25 protein-coding genes are annotated in these 24886 nt (G+C 69.1%); 16 read left to right on the top strand and 9 right to left on the bottom strand.

What is annotated here, in order from left to right; genetic code table 11:
- The gene (gene modA, locus RF646_RS11050; RefSeq protein WP_368835984.1) at window positions 1-771 is read left to right on the top strand and encodes a molybdate ABC transporter substrate-binding protein; all 771 of its coding nucleotides are present in this window, start codon (window positions 1-3) and stop codon (window positions 769-771) included.
- Window positions 768-2504 carry an ABC transporter permease gene (locus tag RF646_RS11055; RefSeq protein ID WP_368835985.1) on the top strand — a complete coding sequence of 579 codons (1737 nt, stop codon included), beginning with the start codon at window positions 768-770 and terminating at the stop codon, window positions 2502-2504. The genes modA and RF646_RS11055 overlap by 4 nt, the downstream gene beginning before the upstream one ends.
- An 11-nt stretch (window positions 2505-2515) precedes the next feature.
- Here RF646_RS11055 and RF646_RS11060 read toward each other — a convergent pair whose 3' ends face one another.
- From RF646_RS11060 to RF646_RS11070, 3 genes are read right to left on the bottom strand one after another with little or no spacing between them, the layout of a single operon-like run.
- A complete protein-coding gene (locus tag RF646_RS11060; protein WP_368835986.1) occupies window positions 2516-2779 on the bottom strand; it encodes a hypothetical protein in 264 nt (87 codons plus the stop codon).
- Window positions 2780-2830: 51 nt separating this feature from the next.
- Window positions 2831-3055 carry a hypothetical protein gene (locus RF646_RS11065; protein ID WP_368835987.1) on the bottom strand — a complete coding sequence of 75 codons (225 nt, stop codon included), beginning with the start codon at window positions 3053-3055 and terminating at the stop codon, window positions 2831-2833.
- Window positions 3046-3579 carry a hypothetical protein gene (locus RF646_RS11070; RefSeq protein ID WP_368835988.1) on the bottom strand — a complete coding sequence of 178 codons (534 nt, stop codon included), beginning with the start codon at window positions 3577-3579 and terminating at the stop codon, window positions 3046-3048. Before RF646_RS11070 ends, RF646_RS11065 begins: the two co-directional genes overlap by 10 nt.
- Window positions 3580-3739: 160 nt before the next feature.
- Between RF646_RS11070 and RF646_RS11075 the strand changes: the two genes are divergently transcribed.
- Together RF646_RS11075 and RF646_RS11080 are read left to right on the top strand one after the other, a co-directional pair.
- Entirely contained in the window at window positions 3740-4033 is a 294-nt protein-coding gene (locus tag RF646_RS11075) for a putative quinol monooxygenase (RefSeq protein ID WP_064846468.1), read from the top strand.
- Between the two features lie 9 nt (window positions 4034-4042).
- Window positions 4043-4675 carry a hypothetical protein gene (locus RF646_RS11080; protein ID WP_035960884.1) on the top strand — a complete coding sequence of 211 codons (633 nt, stop codon included), beginning with the start codon at window positions 4043-4045 and terminating at the stop codon, window positions 4673-4675.
- Window positions 4676-4822: 147 nt separating this feature from the next.
- Here RF646_RS11080 and RF646_RS11085 read toward each other — a convergent pair whose 3' ends face one another.
- Window positions 4823-5902: a permease gene (locus RF646_RS11085; RefSeq protein WP_312918093.1), complete on the bottom strand. Its 1080-nt coding sequence runs from the start codon at window positions 5900-5902 to the stop codon at window positions 4823-4825.
- Window positions 5903-6128: 226 nt separating this feature from the next.
- Here RF646_RS11085 and RF646_RS11090 point away from each other — a divergent pair, with 226 nt between their 5' ends.
- A complete protein-coding gene (locus RF646_RS11090; RefSeq protein ID WP_368835989.1) occupies window positions 6129-6275 on the top strand; it encodes a hypothetical protein in 147 nt (48 codons plus the stop codon).
- Window positions 6276-6354: 79 nt separating this feature from the next.
- On the opposite strand, the gene RF646_RS11095 is transcribed toward RF646_RS11090, so the two are convergent.
- The gene (locus tag RF646_RS11095) at window positions 6355-8268 is read right to left on the bottom strand and encodes an AMP-binding protein (RefSeq protein ID WP_368835990.1); all 1914 of its coding nucleotides are present in this window, start codon (window positions 8266-8268) and stop codon (window positions 6355-6357) included.
- Between the two features lie 278 nt (window positions 8269-8546).
- Here RF646_RS11095 and RF646_RS11100 point away from each other — a divergent pair, with 278 nt between their 5' ends.
- Window positions 8547-9305, top strand: a complete 759-nt coding sequence (locus tag RF646_RS11100; protein WP_368835991.1) for an SDR family NAD(P)-dependent oxidoreductase — start codon at window positions 8547-8549, stop codon at window positions 9303-9305.
- 196 nt (window positions 9306-9501) lie between these two features.
- On the opposite strand, the gene RF646_RS11105 is transcribed toward RF646_RS11100, so the two are convergent.
- The 3 genes from RF646_RS11105 to RF646_RS11115 form a co-directional block, all read right to left on the bottom strand.
- On the bottom strand, window positions 9502-10422 hold the full coding sequence (locus RF646_RS11105; RefSeq protein WP_169714071.1) for an NADP-dependent oxidoreductase: 921 nt from the start codon (window positions 10420-10422) through the stop codon (window positions 9502-9504).
- A gap of 146 nt (window positions 10423-10568) precedes the next feature.
- The gene (locus RF646_RS11110) at window positions 10569-11591 is read right to left on the bottom strand and encodes a DMT family transporter (RefSeq protein ID WP_085106802.1); all 1023 of its coding nucleotides are present in this window, start codon (window positions 11589-11591) and stop codon (window positions 10569-10571) included.
- Window positions 11592-11692: 101 nt separating this feature from the next.
- Window positions 11693-12046, bottom strand: coding sequence for a hypothetical protein (locus RF646_RS11115; protein WP_239317171.1), 354 nt, complete (start codon window positions 12044-12046; stop codon window positions 11693-11695).
- A gap of 132 nt (window positions 12047-12178) precedes the next feature.
- Here RF646_RS11115 and RF646_RS11120 point away from each other — a divergent pair, with 132 nt between their 5' ends.
- The 9 genes from RF646_RS11120 (at window position 12179) to ald (ending at window position 21852) form a co-directional block, all read left to right on the top strand.
- Window positions 12179-12802: a thymidine kinase gene (locus RF646_RS11120; RefSeq protein WP_035960877.1), complete on the top strand. Its 624-nt coding sequence runs from the start codon at window positions 12179-12181 to the stop codon at window positions 12800-12802.
- Window positions 12803-12832: 30 nt separating this feature from the next.
- Window positions 12833-13414 carry an orotate phosphoribosyltransferase gene (gene pyrE / locus RF646_RS11125; RefSeq protein WP_085106803.1) on the top strand — a complete coding sequence of 194 codons (582 nt, stop codon included), beginning with the start codon at window positions 12833-12835 and terminating at the stop codon, window positions 13412-13414.
- Window positions 13407-14102: an RNA methyltransferase gene (locus RF646_RS11130; protein WP_035960874.1), complete on the top strand. Its 696-nt coding sequence runs from the start codon at window positions 13407-13409 to the stop codon at window positions 14100-14102. The genes pyrE and RF646_RS11130 overlap by 8 nt, the downstream gene beginning before the upstream one ends.
- 85 nt (window positions 14103-14187) lie before the next feature.
- Window positions 14188-15561, top strand: a complete 1374-nt coding sequence (locus RF646_RS11135; RefSeq protein WP_260849378.1) for a lipase family protein — start codon at window positions 14188-14190, stop codon at window positions 15559-15561.
- A gap of 248 nt (window positions 15562-15809) precedes the next feature.
- Window positions 15810-16832 (top strand): class II fructose-bisphosphate aldolase, encoded by a 1023-nt coding sequence (gene fbaA / locus RF646_RS11140; protein WP_131332176.1) that lies wholly within the window; start codon window positions 15810-15812, stop codon window positions 16830-16832.
- Window positions 16833-16952: 120 nt separating this feature from the next.
- Complete coding sequence (locus tag RF646_RS11145; RefSeq protein WP_144931991.1) at window positions 16953-18347, top strand: amidohydrolase; 1395 nt, start codon at window positions 16953-16955, stop codon at window positions 18345-18347.
- Window positions 18348-18406: 59 nt separating this feature from the next.
- A complete protein-coding gene (locus RF646_RS11150; protein WP_368835992.1) occupies window positions 18407-20041 on the top strand; it encodes an AbgT family transporter in 1635 nt (544 codons plus the stop codon).
- A 111-nt stretch (window positions 20042-20152) separates the two neighbouring features.
- Window positions 20153-20575, top strand: a complete 423-nt coding sequence (locus RF646_RS11155; protein WP_064846478.1) for a DUF3151 domain-containing protein — start codon at window positions 20153-20155, stop codon at window positions 20573-20575.
- 188 nt (window positions 20576-20763) lie between these two features.
- A complete protein-coding gene (gene ald, locus RF646_RS11160) occupies window positions 20764-21852 on the top strand; it encodes an alanine dehydrogenase (protein ID WP_085106809.1) in 1089 nt (362 codons plus the stop codon).
- 94 nt (window positions 21853-21946) lie between these two features.
- On the opposite strand, the gene RF646_RS11165 is transcribed toward ald, so the two are convergent.
- The gene (locus RF646_RS11165) at window positions 21947-23440 is read right to left on the bottom strand and encodes an amino acid permease (protein ID WP_368835993.1); all 1494 of its coding nucleotides are present in this window, start codon (window positions 23438-23440) and stop codon (window positions 21947-21949) included.
- 208 nt (window positions 23441-23648) lie between these two features.
- Here RF646_RS11165 and RF646_RS11170 point away from each other — a divergent pair, with 208 nt between their 5' ends.
- Window positions 23649-24827 (top strand): polysaccharide pyruvyl transferase family protein, encoded by a 1179-nt coding sequence (locus tag RF646_RS11170; RefSeq protein WP_270255437.1) that lies wholly within the window; start codon window positions 23649-23651, stop codon window positions 24825-24827.
- Window positions 24828-24886 lie beyond the last annotated feature (59 nt).

The following is a 24886-nucleotide window of genomic DNA, read 5'->3' on the forward strand; positions in this document are numbered from 1 at the left end:
ATGCGCGCCCTGGCTTGCGCGGTGAGCGCGGTGGCGCTCTCCGGATGTGCGGGAGCGTCGGACGGGGGAGGGGACGCGGCGTCGTCGTCCGATCAGGAGACGACCCTGCGGGTGTCCGCGGCGGCCTCGCTGACCCATTCCTTCGACGAGCTCGCGCGCACGTTCGAGGCGGCGCACCCGGGGGTGAAGGTCAGCATGAACTACGGAGGCTCGTCCGGGCTCGTGCAACAGCTGACCGAGGGCGCCCCCGCGGACGTCTTCGCCTCCGCCGATCAGAAGAACATGAAGAAGCTCACGGACGCGGGCCTGGCCGCGGGGGAGCCGAGCGTGTTCGCGACCAATGTGCTCACCCTCGCGGTACCCAAGGACAACCCCGCGGACATCACCTCCTTCCGGGACGTGGTGGACCGGGACGTCAAGCTGGTCACGTGTGCCCCGGAGGTACCGTGCGGTGCAGCCACGCAGGAGATCGAGAAGGCCAACGGTGTCGCGCTCCACCCCGTGAGCCAGGAGAACGCGGTCACGGACGTGCTCGGCAAGGTGACCTCCGGGCAGGCGGACGCGGGGATCGTGTACGTCACGGATGCCAAGTCCGCGAAGGACAGGGTCACGACCGTCGAGATCCCGCGCACGGATCAGGCGGTCAACAACTACCCCGTGGTCGCCCTCAAGGATTCCGCGGAGCCGGAGCTCGCCCGGCAGTTCGTGGACCTCGTCCAGGGTGACGAGGGCCGGAAGGTCCTGGAGGACGCGGGCTTCGGCGCACCGTGACGCGCGGGTTCGTCACGACCCCCCGGTGGGTCCTGGTCCCGGCGGTGGCGGGGGCGCTGGTCATCCTGTTGCCCTTGCTCGGCATGGTGCTGCGCATCGACTGGGTGCACCTGGGGGAGTTGCTCACGAGCGAGTCCTCGCTCGCCGCGCTGTGGTTGAGCCTTCGCACCGCGGTCGCGTCCACGGCGCTGTGCCTGGTGCTGGGGGGCCCGCTTGCCCTGGTCCTGGCCCGTTCCACCGTGCGCGGCCTCACGCTCCTGCGCTCGCTGGTGCTGCTGCCGCTCGTGCTGCCACCCGTGGTGGGCGGTATCGCGCTGCTGTACACCTTTGGACGCATGGGTTTCCTGGGCGGCCCCCTGTCCTCGGCGGGCGTGGACATCGCGTTCACCACCGCGGCCGTCGTGCTCGCCCAGACGTTCGTGGCCCTGCCGTTCCTGGTGGTCTCCCTGGAGGGCACGCTGCGCACCGCGGGCGTTCGCTACGAACGGGTCGCGGCGGGCCTTGGTGCATCCCCCACGCGCACCCTGTTCCGGGTCACGCTGCCCCTGGTGCTGCCCGCGGTGCTCTCCGGGACCGCGCTGTCCTTCGCGCGCTGCCTCGGCGAGTTCGGCGCCACCCTCACGTTCGCGGGCAGCCTGCAGGGCGTGACCCGCACGCTCCCGCTCGAGATCTACCTGCAGCGCGAGACCGATCCCGACGCCGCCGTGGCCCTCTCCCTGCTGCTCGTGCTCGTTGCTCTGCTCGTCGTGGGGGTCAGTGCTCCCTCCCGACGACGCCGCGGCGCCGGCTTTCGCGCCAACCTCACCCGGTGGTTCGCGCCGGGTCCGCAGTGGGGTCCCAATCCGGAGGGATCACAGCCCCGCTCCGGCGGCTCGACGCAGTCCTCGAAGGACAGCCGCACTGCCCATGCGGTCGGTGACCGACCCGCGGCCGGGTCTGGGACGGCGGACGCCGGGGCCGGGCGGAATGGCGCCGTGGTCAGGACCGCAGCCGCATCCGCGGTTGCACCCGGGGGCGCGTCGGGCCTAGGGGTGAGCACGCCCCGCGTAGCGGGGGAGGCGCCCGGACTGATGGTCCGTGTTGAACACGACCGCCGCCGTGTGGCCGCCGATTTCACAGTGGGGCCGGGAACCACCGCGGCCCTGATCGGGCCCAATGGCGCGGGGAAGTCCACCGTGTTCGACGTGATCGCGGGCCTGCTGGCCCCCGACCACGGTGAGATCCGGGTGGGGGACGAATCCGTGCTGCGCGCCGGTGGGACGGCCCAGGACATGTGGGTCCCGGCGCATCGCAGGGGTGTGGCCCTGATGGCCCAGGAACCGTTGCTGTTCCCCCATCTCAACGTGCTCGACAACGTGGCCTTCGGCCCCCGGGCGAGTGGCGCGGGGAAGGCGATGGCGCGGCGTCGTGCCCTGGCGTGGCTGCGCGAGGTGGACGCGCGGGCGTTCGCCCAGCGCATGCCGGACGAGCTGTCCGGCGGGCAGGCCCAGCGCGTGGCGATCGCGCGGGTGCTGGCCGCAGAGCCGCGCGTGATCCTGCTGGACGAGCCCCTGAGCGCCCTGGACGTGACCGCGCGGCCTCGGATGAGGAAGGTGCTCCAGCGGGTGCTCGCCGGGCGCACCGCAATGATCGTGACGCACGACCCGCAGGACGTGGCCGAGCTCGCGGACCATGTGGTGCGGCTGGAGCGGGCCGGCAACCGGGATCCGGCACCGCGCACGACCGCCGACTGAGCGCGGCGCGCCTACTTCACCTCGCGCGTGAGCACACGCCAGATCCCGATCACCAACGGGACGGACAGCAGGGCGAGACCGAACGCCACGCCCTGGAGCACGGCGATCAGCTGGGTGAGCCACCCGCCCGCGAGCTGTCCCCAGTCCGGATCGGGATTCAGGGACTGGCCGGTCAGCGCGGCGAGGATCAGGAAGGCCACGAGGGCCATAACCCAGGCGAGAGCCACCGCGATGGTGCCCAGCGCCGCCGCCGAGAGCAGTTTGGCGAGGACCACGCGCAGCCTGCGGGGTTCCTGCGTGAAGGTGATGAGCGTGGTGCGCTGGCTCTACTCATTGCATGCCGTGATGATCCCGAGCACGGGCAGCAGCAGACTCGGGGGGGTCGTGGTCACGGCCGGGGCCGCCGACAAGGGTGCGCCGTCGTTGCGTGCGACCCACATGAACAAGCCCAGGGCCAGAGCGGTCAGCACGCCGATGGCGATCAGCAGACCGCGCCCGGCGCGGGTGTCCACCTGCTTGCGCAGCTCGACGCGCGGCAGGGTCAGGGACACACGGCGTCGAGGTCCAGCATCTCGCCCACCCGCGCCCTGCCCGCATCCGTGATGGTGGCGGAGAGCTGCGGCACCTCGCGGCCGGTGCGTCCGGGGTGCTGCGCAGCGGCGTCGAGCATCACGCCCACGTGTCGGCTGGGGTTCGGCAGCTTCGCGCAGCGGCGGCCCAGCACGAGCGCCTCACCCGAGCTGGCCGGCGTGAGACCGGTGAGCCTCCGCAGCAACCGAGGCAGGCGTGGTTTGTGGACATGTGCCTCCCACATGTCCAGGTCGATGGTGACCCCTGGGCCCACCGAATCCTGCACCCTCCCTGCGAGTCGTTCGCCCTCATGGCGGCTGGCCTCCCGCTGCTCTGCCGTTGGCCAGCCCCTCTCGTGGTCGAAGTTCCGAGTCCAGACCAGGACGTCCCTGGTGAGTTTCAGCAGGAGGGGGAAGTCCTCCTGGTCCGGGAGACCGTCCTCTCCCCAGAACGGCCAGCTGAAGGTGTACTCGTTGAACATGCGAACGATGGGTGGTTCTGCCATGGCCGGTGCTCTCGGGTGGACGGACAGCGCGTGGTGGGGACATCTTGCCGGGCCACGGTGCGCGGCAGCGCATGCCTCCCGGCAGAACCGCGCCAGCTCGGGTCGGTAGCATGAGTCGGGCCGGTGACCGTCCGGCGTCAACATCGAGAGAGGACAACCCATGGCCTTCGTCTGCAGCGCCACCTGGACTGCGAAGCCCGGAGAGGAGGACACCGTGCGTGACGCGCTCTCCCACCTCTCCCCGGCCGCTCGCCAGGAGCCCGGGAACCTCTACTACCAGGCGTACCAGAGCCCGGAGGAGCCTGCCGTGTTCCGCATCTTCGAGGTGTACACGGACGAGGATGCGTTCACGGCCCATGTGAGCTCCGAGCACTTCGACCAGTGGGGAACACGCCAGGCGATCCCCGCCCTGGCGGAGCGTGCGCACAAGACCTACGAGACGCTCGACTTCTGACCGCCACACGTGACCAACTACGAGGGGACAACGCCGCCGCGCCCGGATCCTGCCCCGGCTGAACGAGGGCCCGCGTGGGCCCTTGTCCTCAGCGAGGTCTTCCAGGCGCCGCTCGTGCTGGCCGCGCTGCTGGTGGTCCTGCCGTGGACCGTGCACAGGAGCCTCGGGGCACTGCTGTGGGGCGTGGCGGCGGCGCTGGCGGTCTGCGGGGTCTCACTCGCCACGGTCACGGTGCTGGCGCGCCGGGGTGTGCTCACCGACCACCACGTGAGCGTCAAGGAGCACCGCCGACCCGTGATGCTGGGGACCTTCGCGCTGGTGGCCGTGTTCCTGGCGGTCAACCTCGCGTTCCACGGACCCGTGGAGATCACCGGACTGCTCATGGCCACGCTCGCGGCGAGCGCGGTGGTCGCGCTCGTGAGCCCGTTCTGGAAAATCTCCGTGCACGGGATGATGATGGGCGGCACTGCGGTGATCCTGCCCGTCGCGGTGGGGCCGTGGGGTCTGCTGTTCCTGCCCGTCGCGGTGGCGGTGTGCGTGAGCCGCCGCGTCCTGCGCGCCCATACGTGGGCCCAGTTGTTCGCGGGCTTCGGTTTCGGGATCGTCGTCCTGGGCGGGATCTACGCACTGATCGCCGGTTGACGACGACGCCGCGCGGCCCGGTGCCGTCGCCGTGCTAGGGGTCATCGTGCCGTCGGCCCATGTACGGGCGGCCGCGGCGTCGACCGCTATGCGGGCGACTCGAGTACCTGGTTTGTTGCCCGGGCCAACCGGCCCTGACCCGCCGGCTCAGACCAGCGCGGTGAGCAGCGCTGCGGCCACCAACCCGCCGATCACGACCCACCCGGTGACCAGCAGCGTCTGTTTGGTCCCGAAATGCCGGGCGACCATGATGATCGAGGGGATGCTCAGGGCCGGCAGGGTGATGAGCAGGACCCCGGCCACCCCGTAGCTTGCGCCCGCCGCGGTGAGCCCCACGATCACCGGGATCTCGCCGCCGGTCGGGATCACCAGGGCCGCCCCGATCAGGCCCACGATGAGCAGCGAGAAGAGCCCGGCGTGGTCCGCGAGACCCGCGAAGTCCGAGAGCCATCCGGCGAACAACCCCACCAGCAGCACCAGGATCACGTACTCCGGGACGATCACCACCAGGTACCGGCCCAGTGCTCGCCCGAACCGGGTGACCAGCTCACCCCAGTGCTGCGGATCGGCGGGGAGGGCCTCGGGGGTCTGCACCGTGACGGTCGAGAACGTGCGGCTCACGAGCACTGCGGCGATCAACACCACCAGGATGCCCACGGCTACGCGCGTGGTCACGAAGGGCCAGGACATGGTCAGCGCCAGGAACACCAGCACCGCCGGGTTGAGCAGGGGGTTTGCGAGCCAGTACGCCATGGTGGCCCCCGCGGGCGCACCGCTGCGGCGCAGTCCGATGGCCACCGGCGCGGTGCAGCACGTGCACATCATGCTGGGCAGTGCCAGCAGCGCCCCGGAGATCCCCTGACCCCACGAGGTCTTGCGGCTGAGGACCCGCAGCAACCAGCGCCGGGGGACCAGGGATTCGAGGGCCGCGGCCACGAGCAGGGCAACGAGAGCGGCCTTCCATACGGCCTTCAGGTAGACCACGGTGAAGTCGATCGCACCCCGCAACGACGGTGCGGACCCCGGTTCGCCCGCGGAGCCGAAGATCGCCGCACCGTTCCACACCCCGGTTTCGGCGAGCGTCTGGGTCTTGGCCTCGTAGGGGAGCCACTTGGCCCACAACAGCCCGCCCACGAGGATCGCCAGGGTGATGCCCAGTCCCACCCACCCCAGGACGCGGGCGCGTGAACGGTCGGTGGTCTCCACGGGAGTGACGGTGATGCTCACGGCGGCCCTTTCGCAGCAAGGAGGTTCCAGAGCGCCGTCATCCGGGGACGACGACGCCCGGCAAGCTTACGTCCGCGCCGGAGTTCCGGAGCACAGGCCCGGGAACGCGCGACCCCGACATCACGCCGTGACGTGGGAGTGACGCGCTGGACCCCTCTGTTGCACCCGTCACAGCGCTTTGGAAGGCTGGCTGGTGGATCAACAGTCGTCACCTCCAGGAGTTCCCGTGACCCGTGGTCAGGGAATCGTGCCCGCCGCACTGCCCGCCCACGTCGCGGACAACAACGCCTATTCCTGCGGTGTGCTGGACGGAGATACCCTGCACGTGTCCAGGAGGGTGGCGTTCGCTGCGATAGCGCGGATCGCCACGTAAGGACGCCGACGCCGCTGCGGCGCTATCCTGCCGCGCGGTATGTCGGGTGCCGCGCGAGGTGGGTGAACTGCCCGGACCCCTACTTCCCGCGCAGCGAGGGGAAGTCAGAGTCCGAGAACTCGGTGTGCTCCCCGGTGGTCCCGCCCTCCGGGCCGCCCGGGTGCAGCTGGGCTTCCCGGGTGCGCAGTTCCACCCGGCGGATCTTGCCGGAGATGGTCTTGGGCAGGTCGAAGAACTCGAGGCGCCGGATTCGCTTGTACGGCGCGAGGTTCACGCGGCAGTGATGCAGGATGCTCTCCGCGGTCTCGGCGGTGGGCTCGTGACCCGCGGCGAGCACCACGTACGCCTTGGGAACGGCCAGGCGGATGGGATCCGGCGAAGGCACCACTGCCACCTCCACGACCGCGGGGTGCTCGATCACCACGGATTCCAGCTCGAAGGGAGAGAGCCGGTAGTCGGAAGCTTTGAAGACGTCGTCCGCGCGGCCCACGTAGGTGAAGACCCCGTTCTCGTCCCGCGAGACCACGTCCCCGGTGTGGTAGACGCCGTCCCGGAACGCCTCATCGGTCTTCGCGGCGTCCCCGTGGTAGCCGGGTGTCAGGCTCACGGGACGCGGGTCCAGACGCAAGCACAGTTCGCCCTCGGTCTCGCTCACCTCACCGGTCGTGGTGTCGATCAGCACGGTCTCGTACCCGGGTAGCGCACGGCCCATGGCCCCGGGTTTCACGGGCATCCCGGGGGTGTTGGCGATCTGCAGTGAGGACTCGGTCTGACCGTACCCGTCACGGATCTCGGTGCCCCACGCGGCCTTGACCCGCGCGATGATCTCCGGATTCAGTGGTTCACCCGCGGACACCGTCTTGCGCGGCGGGTTCTTCAGATGGGTCAGGTCCGACTGGATGAGCATGCGCCACACGGTGGGCGGTGCGCAGAAGGACGTCACGCCCTCGCGGTCCATCTGGTCCATGAGTGCCACGGCGTCGAAGCGCGAGTAGTTGTAGAGGAACACGGTGGCACCCGCGATGAACGGTGCGTAGAAGTTGGACCACGCGTGCTTGCCCCACCCCGGCGACGCCACGTTCAGGTGCACGTCCCCGGGTTCCAGCCCGATCCAGTACATCGTGGACAAATGCCCCACGGGGTACGTGACGTTGGTGTGCTCCACGAGTTTCGGCAGGGACGTGGTCCCGGAGGTGAAGTACAACAGCAGCGGGTCATCCGCGGGCGAGGGCTCGGTCACCTCGAACTCCTCGGGACCCGCGAAGGAGTCCCGGTAGTCGATCACGGGGTGCTCCCCGATCTTCCGCGGGCTCGGTTCTTCACCCTCGCCCGACGACGCCGCAGTCCCGGCCTCCGGCGCTCCCGCCGCGTCGTCGCCGGCAGCAGCGGGCGATGACGCGGCGTCGTCGTGCCCAGCGGAGGACGCGAAGACCGACGGCGCGGAACGGGGACGGTGATCGGGCTGATCGGGAACCTCGATGATCGTGAAGTCCCCGGGGACGTCCTCGAACTTCAGGGCGTTCGTGTGGGACGTGACCACCCAGGCCGCCCGGCCGCGCTCCACGCGGTCCTGCAGATCGGCGGGCCCGAGCATCACGGTCGTGGGGATCATGGGTGCGCCCAGCTTGGTGCACGCAAGCATGGTCTCCCACAACTCCACCTGGTTGCCGAGCATGAGGATGACCCGGTCACCGCGGCGCACGCCCCGCGAGCGCAACCACGTGGCCAGCTGCGACGAGCGCCGGGACAGCTGCGCGTACGTGCGGCGGGTCTCGGTGCCGTCCTCCTCCACGATCACGAGGGCCTCGCGGTCCGCTTCCTCGCCGTTGCCCAGGACATCGAACCAGTCCAGGGCGAAGTTGAAATACTCGAACCGGGGCCACTCGAACTCGCGGTGTGCGGCGTCCAGGTCGGTGCGTAGGCGCAGCAGCTGGTCCCGTGCGGCGCGCAACCGCTGCGTGACGGAGTGTTCTGAGGCGGTGGTCTCGCTCATGGGATCCTCGCTGCGACGTGTGCGGATCCCCGGCCCGTCCACGGGAGGGCGGCCCGGCGCGCCGGTGGTGCTCGCGCCTCGAACCGGGGGTGGCTGGTTCCTCAAATTTACTGCACCACACCGGGGCGTCGTCGCTGGTCGCGCGCTGACCGGGGCTTACCGGCTCATGGGGCCCGTCGACCTGCGCGCACCGGAGCCGTACGATCGGGCGGAGAAAGCGACGAACGGCGTCATCAACAGCGTGCTGGACCGCCCACGAGGCGGGGAACGGAGCGGACATGGACATCAGGGACTCGACGGCGGTCGTCACGGGTGCGGCCTCCGGGCTGGGGGCGGCCACGGCCGCGGAACTCGTGGCGCGTGGGGCGCGCGTGATCGGCCTGGATCTGCCGCAGGTCGTGCACGCCGCCGCGCCGGTCGATGGCGTGCAGTACGTGTCCGCGGACGTCACCGACGAGGAGCAGGTGCGGGCCGCCGTGGCCACCGCCGCGGACGTGGCGCCGCTGCGCACCGTGGTCAACTGCGCGGGCATCGGGACCTCCGCGCGCGTGGTGGGCAAGAACGGCGTACACGACATCGCGTTGTTCGAGCGCGTGGTGCGGATCAACCTGGTGGGCACGTTCACGGTCCTCGCGCTCGCCGCGGAGGTCATGACCGCGCAGGACCCCGTGGACGAGGCCGGTCAACGCGGCGTCATCATCAACACCGCCTCCGTGGCTGCCTTCGAGGGACAGATCGGCCAGGCCGCGTACGCCGCGTCCAAGGGCGGTGTGCATTCGATGACGATCGCCGCGGCGCGTGACCTCTCCTCCCGCGGGGTGCGCGTGATGACGATCGCCCCCGGGATCGTGGACACCCCCATGCTCGGTCGGGTGAGCGAGGATTTCCGCAGCGCCCTGGCGGAGTCCGTCCCCTTCCCGCGCCGCCTGGCCCGCCCGGACGAGTACGCCCAGCTCGCGGGGATGATCGTGGAGCACGACTACCTCAACGGGGAGACCATCCGCATGGACGGCGCCCTTCGCATGGCGCCGCGCTGATCCTCGCTGGCGCGCGCCTGTCCCGTCCCGGCCACGCAGCCACGGGCGACGACACCGCACATGACGATGCCTCGTCACGGTCCACCCGTGACGAGGCATCGTCGTGATGTGGTCAGAGCTCCGTGGCCCCGGCCTGCGCGAAAGGCCCCGGGAGTCGCCCCGCTGAGGTCGAGACGCCCCCGGGGCGTTCCGCAGATCAGTCGACCGTGAGCACGATCTTGCCCACGGCGTGGCCCTCCTGGCTGGCGGTGAATGCGTCCGGCAGCTGCGCGAGCGGGAAGGTGCGGTCCACTCGGACGGTGAGCTTGCCGTCGTCGGCCAGGCGACCGAGCTCGGTGAGCTGCTCTGCGTCCGGAGAGACCCACATGTAGCTCCCGCCGTGCTCCTCCACCTCGGGGTCCGCGATGGAGGCGTGCTGGCCGCCGTCCGCGAGCACGGCGACGGAGTCCTCCACCACGCCGCCCACGAAGTCCACGACGATGTCCACACCGTTCGGGGCAAGCTCCTTGACGCGCTCCACGAGACCGTCCCCGTACTCCACGGGCTCCGCGCCGAGCTCACGCACGTAGTCGTGGTTCTTGGTCGATGCGGTGCCGATCACCCGCGCGCCGAACGCCTTGGCGATCTGCACGCCCATGCTCCCCACACCACCGGAGGCCGCGTGGATCAGCACGGTCTTGCCCTCCGCGAGACCCAGTCGGGTGAGCACCTGGTACGCGGTGAGTCCCGCGAGCGGCAGTCCTCCGGCCTGTTCCCAGGAAAGACTCTTCGGCTTGGGGGCGAGTGCGCGCACGGGGACGGAGACGTACTGGGCAAACGTACCGCCGTGGATCCAGTCCTTGCGGGCGTAGGCGATCACTTCATCGCCCTCGGAGACGCTGGGGGTGTCGAAGCCCTTGCCCACGACGACGCCCGCGACGTCCCAGCCGGGGACCGCCGGGAACTGGACGGTCATCATGGGATCCAGCCCGCCGGACATAACCTTCCAGTCCACCGGGTTGATGCCCGCGGCCTTCACCTTCACCAGGACCTCGCCGGGGCCCACCTTGGGCATGGGCTGGTCGGTGAGCTCCAGTACGGAGGTGTCGCCGTACTGCTGATATGTCTGCGCCTTCATTGTGGTCATGTCTGTCTCAACAGCCCCGGGCGGGGACCTTATTCCATGCCGCAGCAAGTTTTTCGTGCGCGCTGCCGGACGACGCCGCCCGGTGGCCTTGGTCTTCCAGTCTCCCCGGGGGTACCCGGGCGAGTGGGGGAGCAGCCTCAGGCGGAGATCAGCGCAATGCCCGTGAGCACGGCGGCGCAGCCGATGAGCCGCGGCACCAGGCGGTTCTCCTTGTAGATCCACCACGCGAGCAGCGAGCCCACCACGATGCTCGACTCCCGCAGGGGAGCCACGAGCGCCACCGGGGTGGACTGCATGGCGAAGAGCACCAGGATGTACGCGAGCGGGGACAGCAGGCCCACCGCGACGATCCGGTTCCGGTCCACGGCCCACGAGCGCACCATGTCCTGGCGCTGCCGCCACGCCTTGGGCGTCAGGGTGAGCACCAGGACCACCGAGGTCAGCGCGAAGTACAGCACGGGCGGCAGGTCCAGGGTGGCCATGGAGTGGTTGTCCCACAGGGTGTACCCGGCGATGCACGCGCCCACCGCGGCACCCCACAGCACGCCGGTCAGGGCGGACTCGCGGGTGGGTGTGGCAGCGGCGTCGCCCCCCGGTGAGTGCCCGTCCGCCCCTTCCGGGGTCGACGTTCCGTACGCGGAGGAGTCCAGCGGGGCGGCGTCGCGCGCGATGACCGCGCCGGGATCCGACGCGTCGGACGAACTCGGCGGGGCGGCGTCGTCGTCCCGGGTGGAAGTGGGCGTACCGAACGTGGCGACCACGGCCACGCCCACGAGCACGGCGATCGCCCCGGCGGCGGCCGTGAGGGAGAGCTGCTCACCCAGGAACAGGACCGCCACGATCATGGTGATCATGGGCCCGGTGCCGCGGGCCACCGCGTAGACCACGCCCAGAGGTGCGCGGTCGTAGCCGGTCTGCAGGGCGGTGCCGTAGACGGTGTGCAGCAGCCCGGAGACCACGGCGGCGCCCACGAGGGGCCACCCCCAGGACTGCCACGCCCCGGGTTCCAGCAGGCTCACGGGGATCAGCACCACCGAGGAGACGAGCCCGTACCACCACACGAACAGGGTCCCGTTGCCGCGGATGCCCTTGGCGAGGATGTTCCAGACCGCGTGCACCACGGCGGCCAGGAGGATCAGGGACACGCTGAGGGTGGACATCACCGTCCATTGGAGCGCACGCGGGGACGCGCGGCCGAATCGGAGCGCGGATTGTGTCGCCGCGCCACGCCCGCCGGGCGGCGGGCAGCGTCCGGGGCGGTTCAGTCCCGCCGGTACCTCAGCAGCTCCGCCATGGCCGCCACGGTCTCCCGGGCGATCCCCGTGCGGTTCTCCACGTGCAGCTTGAACATGACGCCCTCCCCCAGGGAGATCACCAGCTCCGCGGGAACGGTGGTGCACCCGCTGAGCCGCAGCAGCTCGCGTGCCTGCCCCTCGAGCCGCACGCGCTCCTCCGCGAGCACGGTGGCCAGCTGCGCGTTCTCCCGGGTGCGCGTCCGCGCGGAAGGCTGCGGCGGCACCCCGGTGAAGGCGGTGACGCTGCTGAGCCGCCGGGCGGACGACGCGGAGACCACCCGCACGCCCATGCGGGAGACCGCACTGAACGGCGAGTACACGGCCCACCTGCCGCAGGCCCGGCCTCGGGTGAGATCGAGTACGCGGTCGAGGCGACCCCCGAGGACGGCCGCGTGCAGCGCTGGTCGCGCCCGTCGAAGGCGTGGCTGCGGGCGGCGATAGACTGACCGACCGTGGCCAAGCTCTACTTCCGCTACGGCGCGATGAACTCCGGGAAATCCACGGCGCTGCTCCAGGCCGCCTACAACTACGAGGAGCGCGGGCAGCGCGTGCTGCTCGCCAAACCCCACGTGGACACCAAGGGCGAGGACCAAATCCTCTCCCGGCTGGGTGTCACCCGCACGGTGGACTTCCTGATCCAGCCCGGCGAGAGCGCCATGGGCCTATTCAAGCGCCACTCCACCGGCGATGACCCGGAGGCCCTGCTCGAGCACGTGGACGCCCAGCCCGTGGCGTGCCTGCTGGTGGACGAGGCGCAGTTCCTGGAGACCGGGCAGGTGGACGACCTGCTACGGATCGCCGTGCTGCTGGACGTGCCCGTGATGGCCTACGGCATCCGCACCGACTTCCGTACCCGTTCCTTCCCCGGCTCCGAGCGGCTCATGGAGCTCGCCCACACCTTGGAGGAGCTCAAGACCATCTGCCGCTGCGGACGCAAGGCCCTGTTCAACACGCGGAAGGTGGGCGACGACTTCGTGTTCGAGGGGGACCAGGTGGCCATCGACGGCGTGGCCGTCACCTACGAGTCCCTGTGCGCGGCGTGCTACCTGCGAGAATCCGGCGGCAGGCTGGGCTGAGGGGTTAGCCCCGACACGTAAACTGCCCGTATGAGCACCGACTTCTCTCCCGTGGACCTGGCCACCGCCCGTGAGCGCCTGCGCGAACTGATCAAGGACCTCGCCGTGGTGCGGGGCAAGGTTACGCTGGCCAGCGGCATCGAAGCGGACTACTACGTGGACCTACGCCGCGTGACCCTGCACCACGAGGCCTCCCGGTACGTGGGTCAGGTCATGCTCGGTCTGCTGGACGAGGCCGGGATCGCGTTCGACGCCGCCGGTGGGCTCACCATGGGCGCGGACCCGGTGGGCAACGCGATCATGCGCACGGCCGGGGACCAGGGCCGCGCCGTCGACACCTTTGTGGTGCGCAAGGCTCAGAAGTCCTACGGCATGGGGCGTCAGGTGGAGGGCCCCAGCGTGGTGGGCCGCAACGTGGTGGTCGTGGAGGACACCTCCACCACGGGTGGTTCCGCGCTAACCGCGGTGGAGGCGCTGCAGAAGGCGGGCGCGAACGTCGTGGCCGTTGCCGTGATCGTGGACCGCCGCACCGGCGCCAAGGAGCGCATCGAGGAGACCGCGGGCGTCCCGTGCCTGTACGCCTACTCCAAGGACGAGCTCGGGCTTGACTGAGCCGGACGCGTCCGGGTCTCGGCAGGACGACGACGCTGCGCCCCGCGTCGTCGGCGTGGGCCCCTGGCAGGGCGAGTGGCCCGCCGGCGAGCGCTGGGACCCCGAGCTGCTGCGCGAGGGCGACCGCCGCAACGTTGCGGACCAGTACCGCTACTGGCGCATGGACGCGATCATCGCGGACCTGGACTCCAGGCGCCACGCCTTCCACGTGGCGGTGGAGAACTGGGAGCACGACTTCAACATTGGCTCCGTGGTGCGCACCGCCAACGCGTTCCTGGCTCGTGAGGTGCACATCATCGGACGACGCCGCTGGAACCGCCGCGGAGCCATGGTCACGGACCGCTACCAGCACGTGCGCCACCACGCGAGTGTCGCGGAGTTCACGGCCTGGGCACGCGGCGAGGGACTCGCGGTGCTCGCGATCGACAACGTCCCCGGTTCCCAGCTGCTCGAGACGTTCGAGCTGCCCGAACGCTGCGTCCTGGTGTTCGGTCAGGAGGGCCCGGGGGTCTCCGAGGAGCTCGTCGCGGAGGCGGACGCGGTGCTGGCCATCGAGCAGTTCGGCTCCACCCGCTCCATCAACGCCGGAGCGGCCGCCGCCGTGACCATGCATGCATGGATCCGCCGCCACGTGTTCGAGCAGCGTCCTGCGCCCTCGTCCGACGTCACGAAGGGCGCGGGAGCGTGAAAAAGGCCGGCCGACCACAGCCAGGGGGCAGAAGTTACCGTATGGTCATGTGAGTTGAATCACATGATGAAAGGTTCGCATGCTCATGGCTGCCTCAACCACTCGGCCATCGTCCTTGCGGCGTTCTGCGGGTGCCCTCGCCCTGGGCGTTGGGCTGCTGCTTGCTGGACTGCAGCCCGCGAATGCGCAGAGCGCAGCAGGCTCCGCACCGGATGGCGGTTTCTCCGAGCTGCCGCGCAGCGAGCAGGACCAGAAGCTCCAGGAGCAGGGTCTGACCCGCGATGATCTTGCTCGCGAGGATGCGCTGAAGAAGCTCCGCAGCTCCACGGACACGGACTTCTACAGCACCCCGGCGCAGCTGCCTGCCGCCAACGGGGGCGTGGTGCGTTCGGAGCCGTCCACGTTCTACCTGGACCCCGTCAAGCTCATCAAGCCCAATGCGTCCGCCACGCGCATCATGTACAGGACCACCAACAGCAAGAACCAGGCCGTGGCCACCACGGGCACCGTGCTGCAGTCCAAGGCTGCGTGGCGCAAGCCCGGCCCACGGCCGCTCGTGGTGCTGTCCTCGGGTACCCAGGGTATGGGCGACTCGTGCGCACCGTCCCGTCAAATGGCCATGGGCACGAACTCCGAAGGTCTCAGCCTGGCCGGCCTGATCAATGCCGGCTACAACGTGGTGGCCCCGGACTACATCGGTCTGGGCACTGACGGCGCCCACACCTACATGAACCGTGTGGACCAGGCTCACGCCGTGCTCGATGCCGTGCGCGGTGCGCAGCAGCTCGGCATGGAGGGAGTGGACGCTAAGACCCCCGTGGCCGCCGTGGGATACTCGCAGGGCGGCGGTGCCACGGCTGCAGCCGCGGAGAGCGCCCCTGAGTACGCCCCGGAGGTGCAGCTCAAGAGTGCCTGGGTGGGTGCGCCGCCCGCGGACCTCACACTCACGGGTCAGCACATCGACTCCTCTCTCTTCTCCGGCCTGTCCTTCTACGTGATGGGGGCGGCCGAGGACTCCGGGGTGGCGGTTCGGGACAGACTCAATGCGGAAGGGCAGAGACGCTATGACAAGGCCCAGGACAGCTGCCTGGTGGGCACCGTCCTCGCCGATGCCCTGGTGCCCTCCGAGAAGCTCACGGCTGACGGGCGCTCCTTCTCCCAGCTGCTCGGGGACCCCGCTCTGAAGGCGTACCTGGACGAGCAGACCATCGGTGCCGCGGGCCGCCACCCTCGTGTCCCGGTGCGCATCGCCCACACCGTGGCGGACGATGTCGTGCCCTACCAGTCGGGCCGACGGCTCGCCCAGAAATGGTGCGCCTCCGGGGTGAACGTCTCCATGCAGACGCTCGCTACGCCCACCCATGTGGGGGCCTCCCTGGAAGGCGTTCCCTCGATGCTCGCCTACCTGGACGCACGGTTCAATGGCATCCCGCAGACCAGCTCATGCTGGCGGCTGTGAGCGCCACGGGGCAACGACCCCCGGGCGCCGCGCACCCACCGAGGAGGTCACCCGTGGGTCCGCACGTGGTCGCGGCGGCGTGACCACGGCGCGGCTCTGAGACGATCGGCCCGCCACGGTTCATCCCGTGGCGGGCCACAATTTTGCGGTGCCGTCCCGGGTCACGAGCAGACCCGTCGCCTAGACTGGAAACAGGCCTCAGGCCACGGTCCAGCCGTGCATCGGGAACCCAGTAGAAGGAGTGTTTCATGCCCATCGCAACCCCTGACGTTTACTCCGAGATGATCGACCGGGCCAAGGAGAAGGGCTTCGCCTACCCGGCCATCAACGTGACCTCCTCCCAGACCCTCAACGCCGCGATCCGCGGTTTCGCCGAGGCGGGTTCGGACGGCATCATCCAGGCGTCCACCGGTGGTGCGGCGTACTGGTCCGGCTCCTCCGTGAAGGACATGGTCACGGGTTCGCTGGCCATGGCGGCGTTCGCCCGCGAGGTCGCCAAGAACTACGACGTCAACATCGCGCTGCACACCGACCACTGCCCCCAGGACAAGCTCGAGGGCTTCGTGCTGCCGCTGCTGGCCGAGTCGGAGAAGGCCGTGGCCCGCGGTGAGGACCCCATCTTCCAGTCGCACATGTGGGACGGTTCCGCGATCGATCTGGACGAGAACCTCAAGATCGCCCAGGAACTGCTGGAGCGCACCCACAAGGCCAAGATCATCCTCGAGGTGGAGATCGGGGCCGTGGGCGGCGAGGAGGACGGCGTCGTCGGCGAGATCAACGACACGCTCTACACGACCGTCGAGGACGGCCTGAAGACCATCGAGGCCCTGGGCGCCGGAGAGAAGGGCCGTTACATCACGGCGCTGACCTTCGGCAACGTGCACGGCGTGTACAAGCCCGGCAACGTGCGCCTGCGCCCCGAACTGCTCAAGCAGATCCAGGACGAGGTGGGTGCCAAGATCGGCAAGGACCGCCCGTTCGACCTCGTGTTCCACGGCGGCTCCGGTTCCACCGCGCAGGAGATCGCGGACGCGGTGTCCTACGGCGTGATCAAGATGAACGTGGACACCGACACCCAGTACGCGTTCACGCGCCCCGTGGCCGGGTTCATGTTCAGCAATTACGACGGCGTCCTCAAGGTCGACGGCGAGGTCGGCAACAAGAAGAAGTACGATCCCCGCGTGTGGGGCGCCGAGGCCGAGACCGGCATGGCCGCCCGCGTGGTGGAGGCGTGCCAGAACCTCGGTTCCGCGGGTACCTCCATCAAGTAGGTTCCCCGTGCTCCTCCGGTGCCCCGTACCCCGTGGTGCGGGGCACCGTCGTGTCTCGGGCCGCAACACTACAGGGTCGCTCACCGGGGTGATGCGAATCACTTGTTACGCTCCCCAAGTATGGGAACGAGCCACTCGCCGGAAGAAAGCCCAGACCGCGACCGCCACCACCTGACGATCAATTCCGAGCCCTCCCGGGCCTACCTCGAACAGCTCGAGCAGGATACGGAACGTCGTAAGAACGAGCTGAAACATCACTTGGCCGGCCACGACGGCGCAGCGGATGAGCTGCATGAGCGTCTCGAATCCTCGATCGAGGGCCAGACCACGGCCCTCGGTCACGTACTGCACGAACTGCATGAGAACCCCGAAACGGCATTCCAGGAACATCGTGCGGTCAAGCTGATCGTCGATCATCTGGCGGACCATGACATTCCCGCGGAGAACCCCGCTTTCGGTCTGGACACCGCCATTCGCGCTGAGGTGACCTCCGAGGACTTCGACCCGGCGTGTCACCGCACCATCGCGATCATGTCGGAGTACGACGCCCTGCCCGGTATCGGCCACGGCTGCGGACACAATGTGATCGCCGTGACCGGCCTGGGTGCGTTCGTGGCACTCGTCGAGCTCATCCGGGGCACACCCTCCGCGTTTTCCGGCCGCGTGGTTTACCTGGGAACGCCCGCAGAGGAGGGTGAAGGTGGCAAAGAGATCATGGCCAGAGCAGGTGCACTGGAGGGTATCGACGCCGCGGTCATGGTGCACTCCTACATCGCGGATCTCGTGGACCAGGTGTGGCTCGGTCGCCGTCAGTGCACGGTGCACTATCGCGGTGCGGCAGCTCACGCGTCGTCGCACCCGTTCATGGGACGCAACGCTCTCGACGCCGCGGTGCTCGCCTACCAGGGGCTGGGCCTGCTGAGACAGCAGACCCCGCCCACCGATCGGATCCATGCCGTACTACCCGAGGGCGGAGAACGCCCCAACATCATCACCGAGGCAGCCACCCTGCAGCTGTACGTCCGTTCCCAGCGCCCTGCGACCCTAAAGGCCTTGTCCCAACGGGTGACCGAGGTTCTCCAGGGTGCCGCGCTGATGGCCGGGGTGGATGTCGAGATCGATTGGGATTCGTCCCCCGCCACCCTTCCCGTGCTGGGCAATTCGCCCCTCTCCGATCGGTGGGTCCTCGCTCAGCGACGCCGCGGGCGCGATCCTTACCCGGCGGGCACGGTGTCCGAGGTGCTGGCCGCGTCCACGGACTTCGGCAACGTCAGCTACCGGATTCCCGGTATTCACCCGTTGATCAGCATCACGGACCAGGACATGGGCCTGCACACCCGGGATTTCGCGGCTGCTGCAGCTACCCCGCAGGCAGAAGCTGCGGGTGTCGACGGCGCCTACGGACTGGCAGCGGTGGCTCTCGACTATCTGGTCGATGATGCACTGGCTCAACACGTCCGTGATGACTTCCACGCCGGCGGGGGCGGCATTGCCGTGGAGAGCTATTTCGACTGAACCGGAGCCGGCGGGCCACGCATCGACATTTTTCGACCACTGACCTCGATGGAGTACACATGACCGCCACCGCGACCAAGAGATCGAATGTGGGAGACAGACTCCTCACCGGTATCGAGCGGGTGGGCAACAAGCTGCCCGAGCCCTTCGCCCTGTTCACCATCCTGTTCCTCATCACGGCGGTCGTGTCCACCGCCATGGCCTGGGGCAACGTGGTCGTACACGTACCGGGGAAGGATGAACCCCTGGCGATCAAGGGTCTGTTCACCGGGGAAGGTCTCGCGTGGTTCACCACGACCCTGGGTGAGAACTACATCGGGTTCCCGCCGTTGGTCACCGTGGCCACCATTCTGCTGGCGATCGGGATCGCGGAGAAGTCCGGGTTCTTGGCCGCAGCCATCCGATTCACGATCGGTGGAGCCCCGCGCTGGTTGCTGCCGTACACCGTGGGTTTCGTGGGCGTGGTGGGGTCGATCATGGCCGATTCCGCGTTCGTGGTGATTCCGCCCCTGGCCGCCCTCGCGTTCAAAGCAGCCGGCCGTCACCCGGTGGCAGGTCTGCTCGGCGGCTTCGCGTCGGCCGGTGCTGGTTACTCCACCAATATCTTCCCGACGTCGCTCGATGCCCTGTTCGCGGGCATTACCAACGCCGTGATCCCTACCGTGCCCGCGCTCGCGAATCACGCCACCGAGGCCAACCCGCTGTCCAACTACTACTTCAACATCGTCGCGGCGGTCGTACTCTCCTGCGTGGCGGGGTTCGTCATCGACAAGGTGGTGGAACCGCGAGTCATGCGAGCAGGGGTGTCCAAGGACGAGGTCAACCCGGAGACGGGTCAGCTCATGACCGACACCCGCGCCATGCGCGTCGTGGGGGACGAGCAAACCGTTGCGGAATCCCGGGAACCCCAGGTCGAGGCCGAATTGTCCCCCAGGGAGAAAAAGGCACTTCTGTGGGCATGTGTGACGTTCGTGCTGATCGGTGTCGCACTGACCGTCTTCACACTCTTGCCGAGTTCACCATGGCGCAACGAAGACGGGAACTTCCTCCCCAAATCACCGCTGCTGGCGTCCATCGTCTTCATCATCTTCGTGTTCTTCTCCGTGAGCGGTTACGTCTACGGCCGGATTGCGGGAACCGTTCGGGGATTCAAGGACGTCCCGGTGATGATGGGAGCAGCCCTCAAGGACATGACGTCCTTCCTGGTCCTGGCGTTCATCCTGGGGCAGTTCATCGCGCTGTTCAACTGGTCCGGGATCGGTTCCTGGATCGCGGTCACCGGCGCATCGGGTCTGGAAAACGCAGGTGTCACCGGCTTCCCCGTGATCATCGGGTTCATCATTCTGTGTTCGATCCTGAACCTGTTCATCATTTCGGGATCCTCCATGTGGACTCTGATGGCCGCAGTCTTCGTGCCGATGTTCGGCATTCTGGGATTCGAGCCCGCCTTCATCCAGGCGGCGTTCCGCGTGGGTGACTCGGCGACGCAGGTGATGACCCCTCTCAACCCCTACATGGTCGTGCTGCTCGCCATGCTCCGTAAGTACGAACCCTCTGCCGGGCTGGGGACGGTGATGGCCAGGATGATTCCGTTCGTAGTCCCCTTCTGGGTGGTGTGGGTTCTCATTCTCATGATCTTCTACTTCCTCGGACTGCCGTTGGGCCCGGGAGTGGGCATCATGATCACGCACTGAGCCGCTTCGACGGCGCTCGGTGACGTCGTGCGCGAACGGCGTGGAGCGGCGTCGTGCGCGCTGCGTAGAGTGGCTACGAACCCTTGAACTCGGCGTGGAAAGGAACCCACCGTGGCACTGCTCGGCAAGAATCTGCTGGACGAACCGGCTCCCACCTATCTGGACGAGAACCCCGAGCTGACGGCCCGCCTCGACGCGGGTGACGTGGCCGAGGACCTCGCGGCGGCCTTCCCCAAGGAGCAGTTGCCGTGGGCGATGCTCGCGGAGGAGGCGCTCGCGGACGGCCGCACTCTGGAGGGGTACGCCTACGCCCGGGTGGGCTACCACCGCGGGTTGGACTCGCTGCGCGGCCATGGATGGAAGGGGCACGGCGCGGTGCCGTACTCCCACGAACCCAACCGCGGGTTCCTGCGGGCGCTGGCAGCGTTGGGCCAGGCCGCCGCGCAGATCGGCGAGATGGATGAGGCCGCCCGGATCGAGAAGTTCCTCCACGATTCGGACCCGGAGGCGGCGGAGCAGATCGCTCGCCGCTGACCCCGTCCGGCTGCGACGATGAACCGGTCGCCCGGTCCTGAACGGACCGGGCGACCTGGTCATATTCGCCCCGGCCCCCTGTGCGGGTGCGGGTGACGCGGGGCACAATGGAAGGACAGCCGGGGCCCATCGTCAGACCCGAGCACACCTCCTCGGGTACGCGTGCCCCATGAGAGGAGCGCGCCGTCATGAGAATCTCCGTACCCCGTGAGATCAAACCGGAGGAGGCCCGCGTGGGCCTCACCCCCACCATGGTCACCGCACTGGTTGCCGAAGGCCACGAGGTGTTCGTCGCGGAGCACGCGGGGGAGGGCGCGGGTTTCTCGGACGAGTCCTACCGCGCGGCGGGAGCGCGGATCACGTCCCAGGAGGACGCATGGGCGCAGGCCGAGCTGCTGGTGAAGGTCAAGGAGCCGATCGCCTCCGAGTACGACTTCCTGCGCCCGGACCTCACGCTGTTCACGTACCTCCACCTGGCCGCGAGCCGTTCGCTGACGGAAGCACTGCTGGACAGGGGCACCACGGGGATCGCCTATGAGACCGTTCGGGTGGGACGCACGCTGCCCCTGTTGCGCCCGATGTCCGAGATCGCGGGCCGTCTGGCGATCGCCAACGCCGCACACCACCTCCAGCACCACGCGGGCGGCCCCGGGATCCTCCTGGGTCGGGTGCCCGGCGTTGTTCCGGCCACCGTGCTGGTGATCGGCGGTGGCACCGTGGGTGAACACGCGGCCCGCGCAGCGGTGGGGGCCGGCGCGGACGTCACGATCCTCGAGGCCAACGGCGATCGCTTGCGACAACTGGACGCGCTGTTCCCCCACGCCCGGGTCCTGATGAGCGACACCCACCGCCTGGATGAGGAACTGCCGCGCGCGGACGTGGTCGTGGGTTCCGTCCTGGTCCCGGGCGCCTCCGCCCCCAAGCTCGTGCGCCGGGAGCACCTGTCGATCGTGAAGCCCCATGCGCTGCTCGTGGACGTGGCCGTGGACCAGGGCGGGTGCTTCGAGACCACCCGGCCCACCACGTACGACGACCCGGTCTATGCCGTGGACGGTATTCGTCATTACTGCGTGGCGAACCTGCCCGGTGCCGTGCCCGTCACGGCCACCCAGTCGCTCACGCACGCGACGTCCCCGTACGTCATGGCGTTGGCGCGCGGTGTGGACTCCGCCCTGGAGAACGACGCCGCTCTGGCCGCCGGGCTCTCGACCCGTGCCGGGCAACTGCACTCACCGGGCGTGGCGGCGGCCTTCCCCGATCTGCCCGCGGCGAGCTGAGGACGCCGACGGCGCGCCCTGGAGCCGGGGCGCGCCGTCGTCCGAGCGACTCGGGATCTGCGCTCGGTCACGCCGTTGCCGGCGTGGAGCGGGGTCAGAGCCGGGGTACGACGTCGTCGGCCTCGCCGGTGGAGGAGGTTTCCTCGGGGCGGACGCGTGAACTCGTGAAGATCTTGCACGCGAGCGCGATCAGGCACACCAGGATGAACGTGGCGATGAGCTGGAACCGCACGGCGGTGTCCAGGAGGCCCAGGATGACGATCGCGGCCAACAGGGCCAGGGCGAAGTAGGACAGCCACGGGAAGGCCCACATCTTCAGCGGCGAGGACACCCCGGCGCGGTCGGCGCGCTTGCGCAGGATGATCTGGGAGATCAGCGCCAGGGCCCAGACCACCAGGCACGTGGAGCCGATCACGTTGAGCATGACGTTGAGCACCGTCTCGGGCCACAGGTAGTTGAGCACCACGGCGATGAAGCCGAAGAGCACCGAGATCGTGACGGCGAGGCGGGGAACCCCGCGCGAGGAGGTGGCCGCGAGCCCACGCGGTGCGGATCCCCGGCGCGCGAGGGAGTAGAGCATGCGCGAACTGCCATACACGTTCGCGTTGAGCGCGGACAGCAGCGCCAGGATGATGACGATGTTCATCAGGACGTTCGCACCGGGGATCCCCACCTCCGTGAGGACCGCGACGAACGGGCTGGAGGAGAGGCCCTCATTGTTCCACGGCAGCACCAGCACCATGACGGTCACGGAACCCACGTAGAAGATCAGGATGCGGATCAGGATGGTGCGGATCGCGCGGGCCACGTTGGTCTGCGGGTCCTCCGTCTCGGCGGCGGCGATAGTCACGAGCTCGGTGCCGCCGAACGCGAAGACGACCACCAGCAGTGCGGCCGCAACCCCCGTGATGCCGTTGGGCATGAACCCGCCGTGCTCCGTGAGGTTGGACAGCCCCGGGCTCGGAGCGGGCAGCACACCGATCAGCAACAGCACACCCACGACCAGGAACGCCACGACCGCGGCGACCTTGAGCAGCGCGAACCAGAACTCCGTCTCACCCAGCGTCCCCACGCGCACCAGGTTGATGACCGTGAACACGGCCATGAAAATCAACGCCCACAACCACTGGGGCAGCGAGGGCCACATCTCGGTCACGAGCTGCGCGGCGGCGGTGGCCTCCGCGGCCACGACCACCACTATCTGGGCCCACCACAACCACCCGAGGGCGCGACCGATCGTGGGGCCCATGGCCTTGCCCGCGTAGGTCGAGAACGCGCCGGAGGACGGATCCGCGGCGGCCATCTCGCCCAGCGCGCGCATCACGAGCACGAGCAGCAGACACGCCACGAGGTAGGAAATCAATACGGCGGGCCCGGCGGTTTGGATCGCCGCGCCCGTCCCCACGAACAGGCCGGTGCCGATGGCCGAACCGAGCGCCATCATCACCAGGTGGCGCGGCTTGAAGTAACTTCCCTGTGGCGGTTGCGACGGCGCGTGCGGCGAGTGCTCGCGGGATCCCCCGTGGATCACACTGGCCGAACCGCGTGCGCCAGTGGAACCGTCATGGGGTGGGCGGGGTGCAGTCATGGGAGAAAACATTACCCGTCCGCACGGGCGCCGGTGGTGGCCGTCCGTCATCCTGCGCACGGCAGGCGGGACCGGATGGACGGTTGCCCGGGCGCTGTTGTGGCCGATGTCTTCGGCGCGGTGATTCGTCGAGCCGACGATGGCCCCGCCGATGGGGGCACCCTGCAACCCCCGAATCCTGGGTTCCGCCTGTGGGTACCCTGCATCCATGCGCAATCTTCTGAAGGACCACCGACAGGTCCCTCCCGCTCGCAAGCCCCCGATCTACCTGATCTCGTGGGCGGGCTACCCGAATTTCGGGGACGAGCTGATTGCGGCCACCTGGGTCAACTACATGGCCAAGGTCGCGCCCACCACGGACGTATGGCTGGACGTCCGCGAACCGGGGACCGTCACCGCCCTGCTGCGCGGCATCCATCCACGACTGCACGTGGTCAACACGGTCTTCCGTGCGCTGCACGACGTGGAACACGGCTCGGGGCGCTCGATGCGCAGCCTGATCGAGGATCTGGGGTCCCCGAAGTACGACGCGGGATTGCTCGCCCTGCGGGAAGCGGGCACCGTGCACCTGCTGGGCGGCGGGGTGCTGCACCGGGACTGGGCCGCGAACCTGCACATCGTCGAGGCGATGCGGGCGGTCCGGGAGATCTCGGGGGCACGAATCGTGGCCACGGGCCAGGGGCTGATGCCCTTCGCCGGGGACCCGCTCACGGACCTGGACCACCTCAGCGTGCGGGACCGCCCCAGCGCACAGGCCGCCGGGGTGCCCATGGGGTTCGACGACGCCTTCCTCCTCGCGGAGGACGCCCGCCACGCACGGGCCCTCGGGCTCCTGGCCGGGCACAAGGGGGACGGGTCGGCCGCCCGCGCCGAGGGCGGGGGTGCGCCGAGCGAGGTGGTGGTGTGCGTGCAGTCGGACACCCTGGCGGAGGGATCCTTCGAGCGGATGCTGGACTTCGCCCGAGCACAGCTGCAGCGGTGGGATCTACCCCGGGGATCCGTGCGCTACCTCGAGGCCATCCCGGGGGACGACCATGAGGGCTTCGACCGGCTGCGGGATGTCGTGGCCCCGGACGGGTTCATCCCGTTCCAGGCCGCGTGGGACGGGGATTTCACGTTCGGGCCGCACCAGGTGTGGCTGACCACCCGTTTCCACCACCATCTGGTCGCGGCGCTGCACGGGGCCAGGGGTGTCGCGCTCAGCGGCAAACCCGGGTACTACGACGTCAAGCACCAGTCCGTGATCGACGTCGGCTCCAACTGGTCGCTGATCCATGCCGGGCAGACCCCGGAGCCCGTGGCCCTGGAAGAACTGACGGCGCCCGCGGGCTTCGCCGAGGCGGTGCACGCCAAGCGGGACGAGGCGAAGCAGCTCTACGGCCGGTAGGGCAGACGGCGCAAAACTGGTACATGGCGAGGGCCCCGTGGCACCCACACTGTGGGTGC

The sequence above is a fragment of the Kocuria sp. CPCC 205261 genome (assembly GCF_040981025.1).
Classification (GTDB): Bacteria; Actinomycetota; Actinomycetes; order Actinomycetales; family Micrococcaceae; genus Kocuria; species Kocuria marina.